Source organism: uncultured Solobacterium sp., from assembly GCF_963550625.1.
Classification (GTDB): Bacteria; Bacillota_I; Bacilli_A; order Erysipelotrichales; family Erysipelotrichaceae; genus Bulleidia.
In genome coordinates this window covers 79,163-94,935 of record NZ_CAUVCV010000001.1, presented here as the reverse complement: position 1 = coordinate 94,935, position 15,773 = coordinate 79,163, and the positions used below count along the sequence as shown (strand labels likewise).

At 36.2% G+C, this 15,773-nt stretch carries 15 protein-coding genes; 5 read left to right on the top strand and 10 right to left on the bottom strand.

Annotated elements, in window-relative coordinates; translation table 11 throughout:
* The first annotated feature begins 93 nt into the window (after positions 1–93).
* Positions 94–1,719 (top strand): malolactic enzyme, encoded by a 1,626-nt coding sequence (locus RYK16_RS00450; RefSeq protein WP_314850126.1) that lies wholly within the window; start codon positions 94–96, stop codon positions 1,717–1,719.
* A gap of 48 nt (positions 1,720–1,767) precedes the next feature.
* Here RYK16_RS00450 and RYK16_RS00445 read toward each other — a convergent pair whose 3' ends face one another.
* The 7 genes from RYK16_RS00445 to RYK16_RS00415 form a co-directional block, all read right to left on the bottom strand.
* On the bottom strand, positions 1,768–2,217 hold the full coding sequence (locus RYK16_RS00445) for a hypothetical protein (RefSeq protein ID WP_314850125.1): 450 nt from the start codon (positions 2,215–2,217) through the stop codon (positions 1,768–1,770).
* Positions 2,218–2,225: 8 nt separating this feature from the next.
* Entirely contained in the window at positions 2,226–3,335 is a 1,110-nt protein-coding gene (locus RYK16_RS00440; protein ID WP_314850124.1) for a sn-glycerol-3-phosphate ABC transporter ATP-binding protein UgpC, read from the bottom strand.
* Between the two features lie 2 nt (positions 3,336–3,337).
* On the bottom strand, positions 3,338–4,840 hold the full coding sequence (locus tag RYK16_RS00435) for a DUF4127 family protein (RefSeq protein ID WP_314850123.1): 1,503 nt from the start codon (positions 4,838–4,840) through the stop codon (positions 3,338–3,340).
* A 4-nt stretch (positions 4,841–4,844) separates the two neighbouring features.
* A complete protein-coding gene (locus tag RYK16_RS00430) occupies positions 4,845–5,678 on the bottom strand; it encodes a carbohydrate ABC transporter permease (protein ID WP_314850122.1) in 834 nt (277 codons plus the stop codon).
* Positions 5,671–6,576, bottom strand: coding sequence for a sugar ABC transporter permease (locus tag RYK16_RS00425; RefSeq protein WP_314850121.1), 906 nt, complete (start codon positions 6,574–6,576; stop codon positions 5,671–5,673). Before RYK16_RS00425 ends, RYK16_RS00430 begins: the two co-directional genes overlap by 8 nt.
* 65 nt (positions 6,577–6,641) lie before the next feature.
* The gene (locus RYK16_RS00420; RefSeq protein WP_314850120.1) at positions 6,642–7,898 is read right to left on the bottom strand and encodes a sugar ABC transporter substrate-binding protein; all 1,257 of its coding nucleotides are present in this window, start codon (positions 7,896–7,898) and stop codon (positions 6,642–6,644) included.
* Positions 7,899–7,937: 39 nt separating this feature from the next.
* A complete protein-coding gene (locus tag RYK16_RS00415; protein ID WP_314850119.1) occupies positions 7,938–9,749 on the bottom strand; it encodes a beta-N-acetylhexosaminidase in 1,812 nt (603 codons plus the stop codon).
* Positions 9,750–9,866: 117 nt separating this feature from the next.
* On the opposite strand from RYK16_RS00415, the gene RYK16_RS00410 reads away from it, so the two are divergent.
* Both RYK16_RS00410 and RYK16_RS00405 read left to right on the top strand, forming a co-directional pair.
* Positions 9,867–10,826 carry a GDSL-type esterase/lipase family protein gene (locus RYK16_RS00410; protein WP_314850118.1) on the top strand — a complete coding sequence of 320 codons (960 nt, stop codon included), beginning with the start codon at positions 9,867–9,869 and terminating at the stop codon, positions 10,824–10,826.
* On the top strand, positions 10,823–11,602 hold the full coding sequence (locus RYK16_RS00405) for a MurR/RpiR family transcriptional regulator (RefSeq protein ID WP_314850117.1): 780 nt from the start codon (positions 10,823–10,825) through the stop codon (positions 11,600–11,602). Before RYK16_RS00410 ends, RYK16_RS00405 begins: the two co-directional genes overlap by 4 nt.
* Positions 11,603–11,643: 41 nt before the next feature.
* Here the strand turns inward: RYK16_RS00405 and RYK16_RS00400 are convergent, their stop codons facing one another.
* Positions 11,644–12,084: a PTS sugar transporter subunit IIA gene (locus RYK16_RS00400; RefSeq protein ID WP_314850116.1), complete on the bottom strand. Its 441-nt coding sequence runs from the start codon at positions 12,082–12,084 to the stop codon at positions 11,644–11,646.
* 10 nt (positions 12,085–12,094) lie between these two features.
* Positions 12,095–13,270, bottom strand: a complete 1,176-nt coding sequence (locus RYK16_RS00395) for an SIS domain-containing protein (RefSeq protein WP_314850115.1) — start codon at positions 13,268–13,270, stop codon at positions 12,095–12,097.
* A gap of 178 nt (positions 13,271–13,448) precedes the next feature.
* Here RYK16_RS00395 and nagA point away from each other — a divergent pair, with 178 nt between their 5' ends.
* Entirely contained in the window at positions 13,449–14,600 is a 1,152-nt protein-coding gene (nagA, locus tag RYK16_RS00390) for an N-acetylglucosamine-6-phosphate deacetylase (protein ID WP_314850114.1), read from the top strand.
* Between the two features lie 11 nt (positions 14,601–14,611).
* On the top strand, positions 14,612–15,178 hold the full coding sequence (locus RYK16_RS00385) for a hypothetical protein (protein ID WP_314850113.1): 567 nt from the start codon (positions 14,612–14,614) through the stop codon (positions 15,176–15,178).
* 59 nt (positions 15,179–15,237) lie between these two features.
* Here RYK16_RS00385 and RYK16_RS00380 read toward each other — a convergent pair whose 3' ends face one another.
* Positions 15,238–15,627 carry a hypothetical protein gene (locus RYK16_RS00380; protein ID WP_314850112.1) on the bottom strand — a complete coding sequence of 130 codons (390 nt, stop codon included), beginning with the start codon at positions 15,625–15,627 and terminating at the stop codon, positions 15,238–15,240.
* Between the last annotated feature and the right edge of the window lie 146 nt (positions 15,628–15,773).

Here is a 15,773-nt window from a genome sequence, read left to right as displayed (position 1 = left end):
GATATGACTTTTCTTATTTTCTTGTAATACTATCTTTTGCTTACCTTCATCATCACAACAGGTATATACTAATACCACATAGGAGATGACTTTATGAATGCACATGATATTTTAAATAACCCTTTCTTAAATAAAGGTACAGCCTTTACGATGGAAGAACGTAGTAAGCTTGGTCTGATTGGTCTTTTACCACCATATGTTCAAACAATTGAAGAACAGGCACAACAGACTTATGCACAAATGCAGTCAAAAACAACCAATCTAGAAAAACGTTTGTTTTTGATGCAGATTTTTAATACAAATCGTACGCTTTTCTACTATATGTTCTCTCAACATCTAGCTGAATTTAATCCTATTGTTTACGACCCAACGATTGCGGATACAATTGAAAACTACAGTAATCTATTTATAGACCCACAATACGCTGCGTATTTGGATATTAACCATCCAGAAAATATTGAAGCCGCATTAAAGAATGCGGCTGGTGACCACGAGATTCGTTTGATTGTTGTTACAGATGCGGAAGGAATCTTAGGTATTGGTGACTGGGGTACAAATGGCGTGGATATCTCCGTTGGTAAGCTAATGGTATATACAGCTGCGGCTGGTATCGACCCATCTATGGTATTACCACTTGTTATCGATGCGGGTACTAATCGTAAAGAACTTCTTGAAAATCCTAATTATCTAGGTAACCGTCATGAACGTGTTCGGGGTGATCGTTATTACTACTTTGTAGATCAGTTTGTACAAACTGCTGAACGTTTGTTCCCTAAACTATATCTACACTGGGAAGACTTTGGACGTTCTAACGCCGCAAATATACTTGAAAAGTATCGTAAACAAATCCCAACATTCAACGATGATATTCAAGGAACAGGCATTGTAACACTTGGTGGTATCTTTGGTTCTCTTGCAATCACTGGTGAAAAGCTATCTGATCAGACATATCTTTGTTTTGGTGGTGGTACTGCTGGTGCAGGTATCGCTTCTCGTGTGCTACGCGAGATGGTATCCGAAGGTATTTCTGAAGAAGAAGTGTATAAGCATTTCTTTATGGTTGATAAGCAAGGTCTTCTCTTTGATGACATGGATGATTTAACCCCTCAACAAAGACCATTTGCTAAGAAGCGCTCAGACTATCCTAACGCAGATAAGTTAACTGACTTATTAGAAGTTGTTAAGACCGTTAAACCAACAATTTTAGTTGGTACTTCAACACAACCAAATACATTCACAAAGGAAATTGTGGAAGAGATGTGCAAGATTACAGAACGCCCGATGATTTTCCCATTATCAAATCCAACGGTATTAGCTGAAGCTAGCGCAAAAGACCTTATTACTTGGTCAGATGGAAAAGCATTTGTCGCAACTGGTATTCCTGCAGATACGGTTTCTTATAAGGGAGTTGACTACGTCATTGGTCAAGCAAATAATGCTTTAATTTATCCTGGTCTTGGGCTTGGCATGCTTGCATCTGAAGCTAGTCTTTTAACAGATGAAATGATTGGTGCCGCCGCACACTCTTTAAGTGGTATCATTGATCAAACTCAACCAGGTGCACCTGTATTACCACCATTCAAGTATGTCGCAGATGTTTCTATCAAGGTTGCGGAGGCGGTTGCTAAAACCGCACAGCAGCAGGGGCTTGCACGCACAAAAGAAACTGATATGGTAAAGGCTGTTCGCAATTTAAAGTGGTATCCAGAGTATCGTTAAATGAATATTAAAAACCTTCTTTCAATACTTAGGAAGAAGGTTTTCATTTTATTCAATGTTTCTAATATATCTCTTTAACATCGTTAACATCTTTTCATCAAGTGAAAGTAGGAATACTTCCCCTTTGTTTAGATATAACGCGACTTTATGACTTCCATCAGAGTAATCTTTACCCTTTTCATTATCCGCATTCAACTTGATAGATTGAACATCTTTTACATTGCATCTAGCAAGTGCTTTACGTGCTTCTTTGTGAAAAATTGCATCGATGGTCAATTCATCATTAACTAGGATATATTCGTATTCTTCATATAGACGTAATCGTAAATATACATAGAAGAATAGCAGCGTAATAGCTGAGCCAATCCAATAGAGTGGTTTTGTAAATCCAGCAATCAAAAATACTAAACATGCAAGCAAGTCAATCACTACATATAAAACATATTTTAGTTCTGGTCTATTTCTTTTTACCGCTAATTCATAGTATGCATCATTCATACGCTATATTACCTAATTACCTGTTCTGTTTCTTTATCAAAGAGATGCGCCTTATTCATATCTAATGCAAACTTTGCAACATCACCTTTTGTTAATGCTGTATTTGGATTTACTCTTGCAATCATCTGTTTTCCTTCCACATCGAAATACAAGAAGATTTCTGCACCGAGTAATTCATATACTTTAATTTCTGCTTCAATTGTATTATCGTAATCGTCTAATTGATATAACTTTGAATCATAAACATTCTCTGGACGAATACCTAATACGATTGTCTTACCAACATAACCCTTTTGACGCAATAGTTCTCCTCTTTGTGCAGGTAAGCGAAGATTCTTCTTTCCAACCCGTAATTGAATCGTATCTCCTTCTTCAACTACAACTGCATCCAAGAAGTTCATCTGTGGAGAACCAATAAAGCTTGCGACGAATAGATTATTTGGTTTTTCATATAGATTCTTTGGTGAATCCACTTGTTGTACAAGGCCATCCTTCATAACAACAATACGTGTTCCTAATGTCATCGCTTCTGTCTGGTCGTGTGTAACATAGATAATTGTAGCACCTAATCTTTCGTGTAGCTTTGCGATTTCAATACGCATCTGTACGCGTAACTTCGCATCCAAGTTAGAAAGAGGTTCATCCATCAAGAATACTTTTGGATTTCTAACGATTGCTCTACCCATCGCTACACGTTGTCTTTGTCCACCAGACAATGCCTTTGGCTTACGATCTAATAGCTTCTCCAAGTCAAGAATCTTTGCAGCCTCCATAACAAGACGCTTAATTTCATCTTTTGGGACCTTATGCAATTTAAGACCAAATGCCATATTTTCATAAACCGTCATGTGTGGATATAATGCGTAGCTTTGAAAGACCATCGCAATATCTCTATCCTTAGGTTCAACATCATTAACAACTTTTCCATCGATTTCAAGGGTTCCAGATGTAATTTCTTCAAGGCCTGCGACCATACGTAATGTTGTAGACTTACCACAGCCAGATGGTCCCACAAAGATAACAAACTCTTTGTCCTGAATTTCGAGATCAAAATCTTTGACCGCATGGACTCCATTGTCATATACCTTATTAATATTTTTCAATGATAGACTTGCCATTCTTATTTCTCACTTTCTTGCCAACTTGCATCTAAATCCACTTCAAACATACGTTTCCATGGCATCTTTACATCCTTGATTCTTATTTCTGATTTAATTGAAGATAAATATTGTCCAGCAAATTCTTGTAGTTGTTCACTTACCATTTGACTCACAACACCATCTTTTTCTTTCACATTGAAGTAGTTCATGCCTGCAGGTAAGTTATTCTTGACCTGTGTTCTAACTTTTGCACAATATCCTGCATCTTCAAGATATCTTTGTATGATAAAATCCATTTGATTTTGTGATTGTCCATAGTATAGGTAGTTTACTGCTTCTGCAATTGCTGTTCCAATTGTATTTGCAGAAGTATTCCAACCTGCATAACCACTGACTTTTAGAAGCAATCCATTGCTATTTAGTAGTTGTATAAGGGAAAGATCTGCACCATTGGCGTATGCATTATCTGCGATTGTTACAACCTTACCTTCCGCTAATCTCATCTTAATAAAACGTAAGAATTCAGCTAAGTTACGATCAATTGAATAACTTGTATGAATGGAAGGTTGATATTCGGCCTCTTCCATATTTTCAGATGGAGCACTGAGAGCTAGAATAATATCGGCTTGTTCAAAACTGAATGTCTGTTGACAACCTGCAGATAGAATATGATAAGAGACTGTAGAATCTAACGGGAACCCTTCATATAGTGGAACAATCTGCTTAGACTTTTCGCATGCATATTTCACATATACTTTTGGGCATTCGCCTTTGATTGTATTTAACATGCGTGCAAATAGAGTTAATTCAACTTCATCAGCACCTGGATAGATTAGTACTCTATCAATTAATCCTAGTTCTTGAATTTTCTCACGTATTACTTTTTGATCCATTGCTGGATACCCATATGTTGTGGAATCATCCTGCGGAATGACTAAACTATCTAAATAACCTTCCTGTAATAAATCAATGACATTCATGTTCATCTGACGATTGATTTCTCTACGTGAAATAAAGTCTTCGATATATTCTCCTGGAATTTCTTTTGTTAGTTCACTGATTCGTTGGCCTTGTGATATTCCAACCTGATGCATGTTCACTGCTTCACCTAAATCATGAATTTGCTTTCCATAGTATTCGTAATAATCAGGCTCTTCATCCGAACTAGAATAACTTGGACAGCGCATAATACATTGGAATGCAAAGATTTTTAAGTTGGGATTTTCCTTCTTTAGTTCTTTGATTGTTTCCAACTTTTTTATTAGGCTTTCTTCATCTTGGTGATGAATACGTGATGGAATTAGTCCTCCATACAACAGCATATCCATGGAGATGATCAAACCATAGGCATCCTTGCATTCTTTACATAAGAAGTCTTTGATGATGTTATAGTCTGCCCCATCTTTTTTATAACCTAATATTTGAGGCTCAATAATCTTTATTTCTTTATTTTCAAATAAGCGCTTTGGGAACTTATAGTTACATGGTCTTTCATCCATGGGTAATAAAACAATCTTCTTCATAACATCATCCCTTTACAGCACCACTCACTGCTTCAATATAGTTCTTCTGACATAAGATAAATACAACAAGTACTGGGATAATAGAGATGATTGTACCCGCTGCAACATATCCAAACTTATAACTGAACGAACCATTTAGATATTGTAATTCAGTTGCGAGTGGATATTTATCTGGATCTTGTAAGACGATGATTGGCCATAAGAATGCATTCCAGTAACCAATAAAATCAAAGATTACAATTGTGGAGATACTTGGCATAATACCTGGTAACATAATCTTCCACCAAATTCTAAATTCACTTGCGCCATCAATTCTGGCTGCTTCGATAAGTTCTCTTGGGACACCAAGATATGCTTGACGCATCAAGATGATACTGAATGTTTTCACTGAACTTGGTAAGATAACACCTAGTAGTGTATTCAATAGTTTTAGTTTGGTAATTGTTAAATAGTTAATAATCATACCAGCTGCAGCTGGAATAATCATTGTTGAAACTAAGATTCCAAAGATAATCTTCTTTCCCTTGAAATTCATCGTTGCGAGTGGATATGCGCACATGGATGAAAGTAAAACATCCAAGAAAATACCACCCAATGTGATAATCAAGGTGTTATGTACATACTTTCCAAGATTCATATATTGAATTACACCAATATAGTTTGAGAAAGTAAAATCTTCTAACTTGAAATGTAAATCATAAATATTTGCGCCTGTGCGTAGGGAAGATAGCAATAGCCAAATAAATGGGCCAGCACATAATATCGCAATTGCAATTAAACAGATATAAGTAAATATCAAATTGACAATATCTTTCTGCCGTAATTTCTTTTTATTCATTATTTGACATGCCTCCTTTCTTGCCATACACAAATACTGCAATACTTAACGTACTTGTGATAATTGCCTGTAAAGCACCGATTGCGGCTGCATATCCAAATTGGAAGTCACCGAAGGCCTTTACGTAGGAATAGTAGTTGATAACCATTGTTGCGTTATTTGGTCCACCTTTGGTTAATACGAATACGACATCGAATACACCAATTGCGGAAATAACTGAATTTAAAGTACATAACCAAATATATGGTTTCAATAATGGAATTTTGACTTTTACAATTGTTTCAAAGTTTGTTGCGCCATCGATTTTCGCTGCTTCAATGAGTTCCTGAGGAATACCTTGAAGACCTGCCAGATACATCATCATGTAGTATCCTAATCCTTGCCATAATGTTATAAACATTAAGCATGGCATTGCCGCATACTTATCACTTAAAAAGCCAAATGGTTGTGTAATCCAGCCTAGGTCCATCAGTAAGGTATTGATAATACCATGTGGGTCAAAGATGAATCCCCAAATGATAGATACAGCTACCATGGAAGTAACAACTGGAATATAGAAGAGTGTACGGAATAAACTAATTCCTGGTATTTTTCGATTTACAAATAATGCGATTAGAATCGATAGAATCTGGATGATTGGTACAATGACTACAAACACAATTGAATTCTTTACTGCTATCAAAAACTCTCTATCTTGAAAGGCACTGATAAAGTTTTGAAAACCCACAAACTTTGTTTCTCCTAAAACAGAATAGTTATAAAACATCAAAATCAAACTTCCAATGATAGGTATAATTGTAAAGACTGTAATAATAATCAAAGCTGGTGTCATGAAGGCATACGCCGTTCTTGTTTCTCTTCTTTTTCTTCGAGATACCATTTTATTTGCGAGACTCATGCATATCCTCCTATTGTATAAATATGTTTCCCCGAGCTAGATTGTGCTCGGGGAAACATCAATCGTTACTTCGCTTCGCTGATAATCTTGTTTACATCTTCTTCTGCTTGCTTGAGTGAGGCACGGATATCTTCACCGTTGATAATGCTTGCTTCATATGCCTTGTTGATGGCTGTAGCGATAGCATCTTGGCTAGCGATACCTAGTGAGAAGTCCTGTGAAGTTAAGCTTGCCTTTGCAGACATAGCACTTGCTTCTCCTTCTAAAGTAGTTGTATTAGATGTGAAGAATGGATCTTCAGATGCCTTTGTTGTAGATGGGAAAATAGATACAAGTTTGCAGAAAGCAAGTTGATTTTCATCATTTGTTACGTAGTTAGCGAACTTGATAGCTGCTTCATGATTCTTACTTGCTGTTGGAACAACCAAGTTCATTAATGGGTTTCTGCTTAAACCATTAGAACCTGTTAATGGTGTAGATACATTGATAAGTTTGTATACATCTGGTGCTTCGTCCTTGATTCTGCCTAAAGAAGAACCTGATGAACTTACGATGGCTAATTTACTGGATTCGAATAACTTCAATGCTTCATCCCATGAACCCCAGTTTGTCTTTGGAAGAACACCCTTGTCTGTTAATGCCTTATACTGTTCAAGTAATGCAATTGTCTGTTCTGTGTTGAAAGCTGCTTTCTTACCATCCTTAGATAAGATATCGATATTTTCGGATACTAACATGTTAAAGAATCCTTCAGGTAAGAATAGGTATGCGCCTGTCTTATTGTAGAAGTCTTCTGCTTCTTTCAATGCTTCTGCGTATGTGTGTGGTTCTGTGATGCCACCCTTCTCCATTAGTGCTTTATTGCTAAACATGATATCTGGTGAAGCATACCATGGGAATGCATATACTGAATCACCAATCTTAGCTGAATTCCATAAGCCTTCATTATAAATTGCTTTTTGTTCTGCTGTAGCTTCCTTGTTTAAATCAACAAGCGCACCCTTACCAGCTAGTGTTAATGCGAATTGTGTATTGAGATTTACTACATCCGGTGCTGTTCCACCAGCTACTGCTGCTACTAATTTAGACTGCATGTCTGCGTAAGGAATATCTGTCCAGTTAACCTTAACATCTGGGTTTTCCTTTTCATAGTTTGCAATCATTGTGTCAAAATAATCTTGGAAATTTGCCTTTAAATCGATTGTCCAGAATTCGATCGTTGTCTTGTCTGTACTTGCCTCTGATGCTTTCTTGCCACAGCCTACTAAACTACTTACAGCTAACGTGGCCGCAAATACTGCACTTAATAATTTTTTCTTCATGTCTTTCCTCCTGTGAATTATTTAAGTGGTTGTGATGCCTCACAGTTTTGATGTTGAGACGATATGTGACCATAGATTATAATTCAGTCTTTCTATCGAGCTGTCATCAAAATAGTGAAAATCTAAATGTTCTTCTTCTAGTTCGTCTATTCTTGTAACCTCTCCTTTCTGATATGCCAGTAATTGTTCACGTACATCGATGACTCTCTGCCTCAATCCACCTAGGCGAACAGTTTGCACTTCAAATCCTTGATTGTGATTTTCTAGATACCACTGCTTCTTGAATGCATTGTAGAAAGTTTCGATACGTTTGATTAACTCTGGAAGTATTTGATTAACAATCTTATTCAAAGCTTGTAAATCGTTTTGTTTGTATGCATGATAGATTTCATTCCCTAAGTTTAGTTTTATTTCCAATACTTCTATCAGTGCCTTTACCGTATCGAAGTAGTAATATAAATCACTTGTTGTATTCGATACGTTAGAAATCTTTGACTGAACAGATTGAATTTCATCAATCATTTCTGCTTTTGCGACGGAGTCGAATATTCCCTGCAGCAAATCGTTATATAAGAAGTACTTACTTGCATTGTTATGTGATAGTCCATCTTTGATACATGGATTAACTTCATCGATTGCCAAGAATGTTTCAATTGGTATTCCCGTTAGCACTTCAAAGCACTTGTTACTCATGTGATTACCATACACTTCATTCGCATTTACAAATAGTGTTGGTAAGACTGCGAAGATCGATGATTCTGCGCCATCATCTCCCCAACATGCAAACGTAATCTCATTGATCCGATGTTCTACACATGCTTGAATTGCCGCCTTGCATGCATGAATGCTATAGCGATTATGTGGGATAAAACCTGTCCACTTCCAAGCACCACCTACAAACGAAATATTTGGTGATAGGTTTTTATGTAGTTTTAGATTATCTGAATAATGCTGTACATCTGTAGAGTAGTAATCCCAATATGCCAGATTTACTTCTTCTGGAACTTTAATTTTCTGAATCTGTTCTTGACTTAGATTGTAGTAGCTACCATTTGCTGCAAGTCTAAAGAACATATCACTCCACATCTGTAGTTCAAAGTTATATTTACTAGCAATCTCTCTTACTGTTTGTAAGTGTTGATTCATGATTTCCAAACGGTTTTGATAACCATGCCCAGTTAGATATTTCCCCAGTCCTAGCATGAACGCTTCATCCATTCCAATATTCACTCTTCTTGAATGGAATGCTTTGTCTAATGTTCTAAATAGATTCTCTAGATATGTATGTGTACGACTTGATCCAACAAGTAGAATATCATCCACATCAATCATCTTTTGATATTCTTCATAGCGAACAATTTGATTCAGATGGGCTAATGTTTGTACGTATGGTCGTATCTCGATTCCGTACTGTTGTGCATAAGTATCTAACTCTTGAATATCTTTTACAGTGTATGCTCCTCTTTGATAACCAATATATGGCTCACCATCAATCTTTAATGTATCCTCCATGTACAATCCTAAGAATGTATATCCCATAAAGGATAAATAGCGTATAAGCTTCTTTAGTGTCATTACCTTCGGTACTGCGTTTCTAGAACAATCCACCATCACCCCAAGGTCTTTTACAACACTAATTTCAACATCGTCATGCATAGTAGTTGTTAACGCAAGTAATGCCCGATTTCTTTGTGAGATAGACGAATACACAATTTCGATTCCATCATCACAAAAGTGAATTTGATAGCCGTTAATAGGCTCTTGTTTACAAATTATCTTTTTTTGATTGAGAAGTGTTTGTAACCAATTATTTTCCTCTAAGAGGCATTTTAGATTCGTTTTATCTATCATATCTTCCATAATTTCATTATAATTATGATATGTTGAAAGCGCTTTCTTTCATGCTAGGTTTGATGAAAGTACTTTCTAAATAGACTTCTATAAAAATTTTTCGTGTAATATAGTGTTATGAATTTATTGTCCAAACTTACATTTCTACCACCATGCAATCAGGTAAATCATCATTATCAATTTCAGTGGTCTGCCTCGGGCTTTCAGTTTGCATTTTTTGGTAAGTCAATAACATTGCAGATAAGCAGTCATCATACACTGTATGGTCCTGTCATTTTAGCAGTATTTATTGATAATGAATTGTATCAGAACATTGACTTAAAAGAAGGAAGTCATACATATTCCCTCTCATTTACAAAAACTGAATCCATGCATGTCAAAATTATTCAGGTTACAGAGCTACAGTACGGTTTCTTTGAATTAGAAGAGATACAAACTGATGGAGAAATCTCTAAGTTAGATAAGCCAAGTGAATCTATTCTTTGGGTAGGTGATTCTTTATCTGCAGGTTATGGTTTAGAAGCAGATACTACCCCACTTGTATTCAATACACACTTTGAAGATTGTACGCATGCATATCCATATTTGGTTTCAAATGCATTAAACACTCTACCAATTATCATTGCATATAGTGGTAATGGTATCCTCTCTCGTTGGATTCCAGAAACCGAAGAAAAGCCAAATACCGAAGATATTCTGCCTAGTATCTTTCCTTATGATTTAAGTGAAAACCCTTCTTGGGTGATTCTCAATCTTGGTACAAATGACGCTTCCTATACAAGAGGAATTCCAGAACGCGAGCAACGCTTCCAAGAACTATATATTGATTTCATCCTAAAACTAAAGACAAAATTTCCTAATGCAAAGTTCTTATTATGTTATGGATTGATGGAAAAATCGCTTCTTTCTTCCGTTCAAAAAGTTGCCTTAGAAACTTCTAGTCTGTTTATAAGATTTGATACCGCAACAGAAAAAGATGGCCTCTGTTTTGCAAGCCATCCTAATAAAACATCACATCTAAATGCAGCACATACTCTCATCAATTTCATTCGTACATATAACGAGGAAAGCCTATGATTCGAAACATCCGATTAAATACAAAAACCAAGCAGATCATTCAAAGTGTTTACCCTACAATGTCCTCTTTACAACAAAGTATTGCGGATTATTTCCTGGAAAATACTGAACTTTTAGATTTCTCATCAAAGCGTATCAGCAAGATACTCTATGTCTCTGAACCTACACTTTCAAGATTTGCACAAAAATGTAACTTTAAAGGCTATCGTGAGTTCATATATGAATATAGTAATGATCTGCAAAATTGTGAAGCAGATTCATCAGATGAAAACCAGTACATTAAAGAAAATATCCAGACACAGTACTTTGATTCTCTTAAAAATAAGTGTATTGAGATTGCCGATCAAGATTTTGATCACCTGCAAGAGATTTTTGACCAGTCTGGAAAGATTTACATCTATGGAGAGGGTTTTGCCGCTACAATCGCAAACACATTTCAATATCGCTTAATCAATCTTGGTTATGATATTTCCATCATCCCAAATGTAGACTTTCTACAATTGCGATCACATCTTATCCAACATAACGACCTATTCATCTATATCTCTATGCAGGATGAACCAACGATTGATTCAGTTTCCTTCACGCATCTACTGACACATGAGCCTTACGCTATTTATATCGGACAATCAAATACAAAACTAGATAAAAAACCTACATTTACAGAGTTTTATCAAGTTCCAAATGTAAAAGATACAGTTTGTAGCCCACTTATTCCATTTATTGTCTTTATTGATTTATTAGCAAATTATATTCAATTTAAATCTCAAAAATAAAATCGACATAGCATAGATACGCTATATCGATTTTTTTATTTTTAGATACCGTCTTCAGATTCAACTTCTTCGTGCTGAACAAGTTCGAAACGCATTACTTGTGTCTTACCTGTCTCAATTGTCTGAGCAGCTAAGGAATCAATATCACTTGCGAAGCCTCTTGTTAGATTTGCCTCTACGAGCATACCTAAGTTTGAACCAGATAATACAACAATCTTGTATTGATCTTGTAACTTCATTGCAAGTTCCACAGAAACCTTGAATGGTGAACCACCAACTAAGTCTGTGAATACGAGGATTCCGTCTGTGCAATCCTTTAAGGCAGCGAAAGCTGCTTCTAATTTCTTTTCAAGATCATCTGTAGAATCTTCTTGAACGAAGTCTACTGCATGATAATGTTCTGGCTTACCACCGATGAGTTCTACTGAACTTGTAAGACCACTGGCAAAATGACCATGTCCTGTAACAACAATACCAATCATATTATTCCTCCTATTTAGAATATGGATATAAGATTACACCTTTAACAACGCGGTTAACCTCGCCTGTTGGACATGGGTTATCCGGTGTGAAGTGATTGCGAATTGACGCAAAGAGTGCCATCAATTGTGCAACTACGATAAAATCTAGACCTACAAAGATATTATCCTTCGCTGGTGTATCGAAACAATAATAATAGTTTGCAAGAGATTTGGCTAGTTCACATGGTGTATTACATACAACCATAATGCGATTTTCTTTACGCTGACCTGACATTTCTTTTAATAAATCCAGTTCATATTGTCTTTGGTATTCACCATCAGAAAGATAAAGAACTGTTAATGTTGTGTTATCAATGATGGACTTTGGACCATGGCGGAAGCCTAATGGTGTATCATACATTGTTACAATCTTACCAGCATTTAATTCCAACATCTTTAATGCGGATTCCTGAGCGATACCCTTTAGAGTATTTGTACCTAAGTAAACAATTCTTCCGTAGTCAAATGCTCCATCAAATTCCTTGATTATGGACCAATCTTCTTCAACAAGTTGTTTTGCGGCTCCAATCACATCATTTACAGCAGCAACTGTCTCGTCATAGTGGTCTAAGCTAAAGCATAGTAATGTTGCTAGATACATGTTTGTAAAGCTTGATGTCATCGCAAAACTCTTATCCAATGTTTCAGGTGTTAAATTAATTGCGAGGCAACGATCACCTTCTGTATTTGCACGTTTGCTTAAAGCACCATCCTTATTACATGTAATGAATAAATGATATAGGTTATCATTCACTGCTTCAACAGATTGAATTGCGCCAATCGATTCAGGGGAATCACCTGAGCGACCATAGCTGATTAATAAAGTAGGCTTATGTGCAGATACATAATTCTCTGGTGTAGCTGTTAAGTCTGTTGTAGCGTAACTCTTCACCTTGTAGTTTAACTTGCGATTTAAATAGGAATATAATGCATTCCCCACAAACTCACTTGTTCCTGCACCTGTTAAAATTACGTCATAATCGTCTTGGTCAATTACCTTAGCGATAAAAGCCTTAATTTCTTCTGCACGAGAGCGTACTTGTTCAATTGTCTTCTCCCAAGTAGAAGGTTGTTGGTAAATTTCTGTGGCTGTAAATGTTGCCTTTAATGATGCTAATTCTTCATTTGTATAATTAAATATGGACATTGTTACCTCCTTTTGTACTTGTCTTATCTAATTTGTATTATAGCAACCACTTTTTACGATTAGAATAAATTAACTGAAAGATGTCAAATCATTATCGAAAAGTATAAGTGTCAAAAGAGATAAATAAAATCAATAGTGCTATGATAAACATAGAAAGTTATTCATGAGGGAATAAAATATGTTTATTAAAAGTAATCGTGTATGGATAGCCGGTGACTTTATCCCAGCTATCATTGAAATTTCTGAAGGAAAGATCAAAGGTATTTATCCTGCTGAGAATCATACTTCAGATGTTGATTATGGTAATCGTCGTATTGTGCCAGGATTTATTGATATCCACTGTCATGGTGCGTATGGCTATGATACAAACTACGCTGAACCTGAAGGACTTAAGAAATGGGCAAAAGGAATTCCAAGTGAAGGTGTTACAGGTTTTCTTTCCACAACAATCACTGAATTAAACCCAGTACTAACAAAAGCCGTTAAGAATGTTGCGGCTGTTAAGCGTGAACACGTAGCCGGTAGAGATGGCGCAGATATCATCGGTATTCATTTTGAAGGTCCATACCTTGATATGAAATACAAAGGAGCACAACCACCAGAAGCTATCGTGCCCCCACACGTAGATGAATTTATCCAATACCAAAAGGACGCAGAAGGACTCATCAAAGTAATTACGTTAGCGCCTGAACATGATCCAGAACTTGCACTTACAAAATACTGCAGTGCACATAACGTTGCGGTATCAATCGGTCACTCTGGTGCAACCTTCCAAGAAGGTATTATCGCTGTCGCAAATGGTGCAAAATCTATTACACATACATACAATGGACAATCTCCATTCAACCACCGCGCAAATGGTGTGACTGGTTTAGCTCTACGTATTCGTGATATGTATAGCGAAGTCATCTGTGACTGTAACCACTCAACACCTGAAGCACTCAATATCTTCTTCAATGCGAAAGGCAAAGACCATGCAATCATGATCTCTGATGCGCTAATGGCAAAGGGATTCGAACCAGGCTCTAAGTTTATGTTTGGTGGACATGAAATCGAAATCTATCCAGATGGAAGTGCACACTTAACCGAAAGTGGAAGTCTAGCAGGTTCTACAATGCGTATGAACGAAGGACTTAGAAACCTAGTTGAAAAAGCTGGTGTCCCATTTGACTCTGCACTTAACGCAGCAACAATCAATCCTGCAACATTATTAAACATGCATGATCATATCGGTAAACTATGTACAGGATATGATGCAGATATCGTCGTATTAAACGATGACTATAGTGTCGAAGAAACATACTGCAAGGGTATTGCACAGATTCATTAAAAGGTAACAATATGCCAACAAATCCAAACAAGAAAAAACCATCTATTTTTGATGACGGTAGCCAACAAAAGCGTGGAGCGATTGCAGGAAGAAATATATACATTGATGATAAAGGTCAAACCATCATGTATATCTCTCGCACACAAACAGGCTATATCCTAAAGGAAAAAGATGCGAAGAACTTCAATCTTTACCACAATCGTATCGCCATTGGCATCGCAGTAGCGATGTTACTAATGAGCTTTACAAATGATTGGAGAATCTCCATCATTGCTGGTATCATACTATTTGCCGTACTACAATATCGCTTTGTAAAAGCTTGGTTACCAACATTGCCACAGATTCCAAATTTCAAGCCAAAACAGAAAAAGTCCTTTATTGAAGGACTTGTAGAAACAAATAATAAAGGTCGTTGTGTTCTACTTGCTGTATTGTATGCGATGTTAGGTATCTTACTTGTAGTAAATGGAATCATTATTAAGAGTGATATCATTATCATTGTCTTTGAAGTAGCTACTATGCTTGCATGTTTATACATGAGTACACAGTACGTTATCGCAATTTCAAAAATGAAATAGTAAAAAATGGGTTGAGGTCATCCTCAACTCATTTTTCATTCGTATCTTTGTGAATTCCTTCAATATAATACTTCTTGGAGTGCTTGGTATAGGGTAGTCATTGCCTGTATGTCTTCTTGCGTACTACCTGCAAAAATACTACTTTCAAATACATTCTTTTTAACTCTTGCGATGAAAATTAACTTATGATGATCTAGATTGATTTCTAATACTGTTTTCATCTTATTTTGATTGAGTGTAACAGAGTGTACTTCCCCTTGATATTTTCTACCACCAATTGCATCAATCAAAATGGTCTTTTCACTAACCTGTACTGTATATTTGCGGATACAATATCGTTTGACTAAACTCATGATTAAAAAGCCAATGATTACACCCAATATTCCAACCCAACCAAATCCTGTTAATGATTTTGATAAGGGGTGATAGTCAGGTATGAAATACCACATAATAGCCCCCAAAATAGATGTCGGTAACATGAGTGCAGCAGGAAAACAAATTCCCATTATCATTTCATCATATGGTTCACTTGCATAAAATTGATATTCTCTCATACATTCAGAATACTCTTATCATTATTTTTTTCAATATCATT

What these genes read in the sequence shown, in the direction of transcription:
- RYK16_RS00405 (WP_314850117.1), top strand. Translation starts at nt 10,823, where the DNA reads ATGATTCGAAACATCCGATTAAATACAAAAACCAAGCAGATCATTCAA.
- RYK16_RS00425 (WP_314850121.1), bottom strand. Translation starts at nt 6,576, where the DNA reads ATGAGTCTCGCAAATAAAATGGTATCTCGAAGAAAAAGAAGAGAAACA.
- RYK16_RS00410 (WP_314850118.1), top strand. Translation starts at nt 9,867, where the DNA reads ATGAATTTATTGTCCAAACTTACATTTCTACCACCATGCAATCAGGTA.
- RYK16_RS00430 (WP_314850122.1), bottom strand. Translation starts at nt 5,678, where the DNA reads ATGAATAAAAAGAAATTACGGCAGAAAGATATTGTCAATTTGATATTT.
- RYK16_RS00395 (WP_314850115.1), bottom strand. Translation starts at nt 13,270, where the DNA reads ATGTCCATATTTAATTATACAAATGAAGAATTAGCATCATTAAAGGCA.
- RYK16_RS00435 (WP_314850123.1), bottom strand. Translation starts at nt 4,840, where the DNA reads ATGAAGAAGATTGTTTTATTACCCATGGATGAAAGACCATGTAACTAT.
- RYK16_RS00380 (WP_314850112.1), bottom strand. Translation starts at nt 15,627, where the DNA reads ATGTGGTATTTCATACCTGACTATCACCCCTTATCAAAATCATTAACA.
- nagA (WP_314850114.1), top strand. Translation starts at nt 13,449, where the DNA reads ATGTTTATTAAAAGTAATCGTGTATGGATAGCCGGTGACTTTATCCCA.
- RYK16_RS00440 (WP_314850124.1), bottom strand. Translation starts at nt 3,335, where the DNA reads ATGGCAAGTCTATCATTGAAAAATATTAATAAGGTATATGACAATGGA.
- RYK16_RS00385 (WP_314850113.1), top strand. Translation starts at nt 14,612, where the DNA reads ATGCCAACAAATCCAAACAAGAAAAAACCATCTATTTTTGATGACGGT.
- RYK16_RS00400 (WP_314850116.1), bottom strand. Translation starts at nt 12,084, where the DNA reads ATGATTGGTATTGTTGTTACAGGACATGGTCATTTTGCCAGTGGTCTT.
- RYK16_RS00420 (WP_314850120.1), bottom strand. Translation starts at nt 7,898, where the DNA reads ATGAAGAAAAAATTATTAAGTGCAGTATTTGCGGCCACGTTAGCTGTA.
- RYK16_RS00415 (WP_314850119.1), bottom strand. Translation starts at nt 9,749, where the DNA reads ATGATAGATAAAACGAATCTAAAATGCCTCTTAGAGGAAAATAATTGG.
- RYK16_RS00450 (WP_314850126.1), top strand. Translation starts at nt 94, where the DNA reads ATGAATGCACATGATATTTTAAATAACCCTTTCTTAAATAAAGGTACA.
- RYK16_RS00445 (WP_314850125.1), bottom strand. Translation starts at nt 2,217, where the DNA reads ATGAATGATGCATACTATGAATTAGCGGTAAAAAGAAATAGACCAGAA.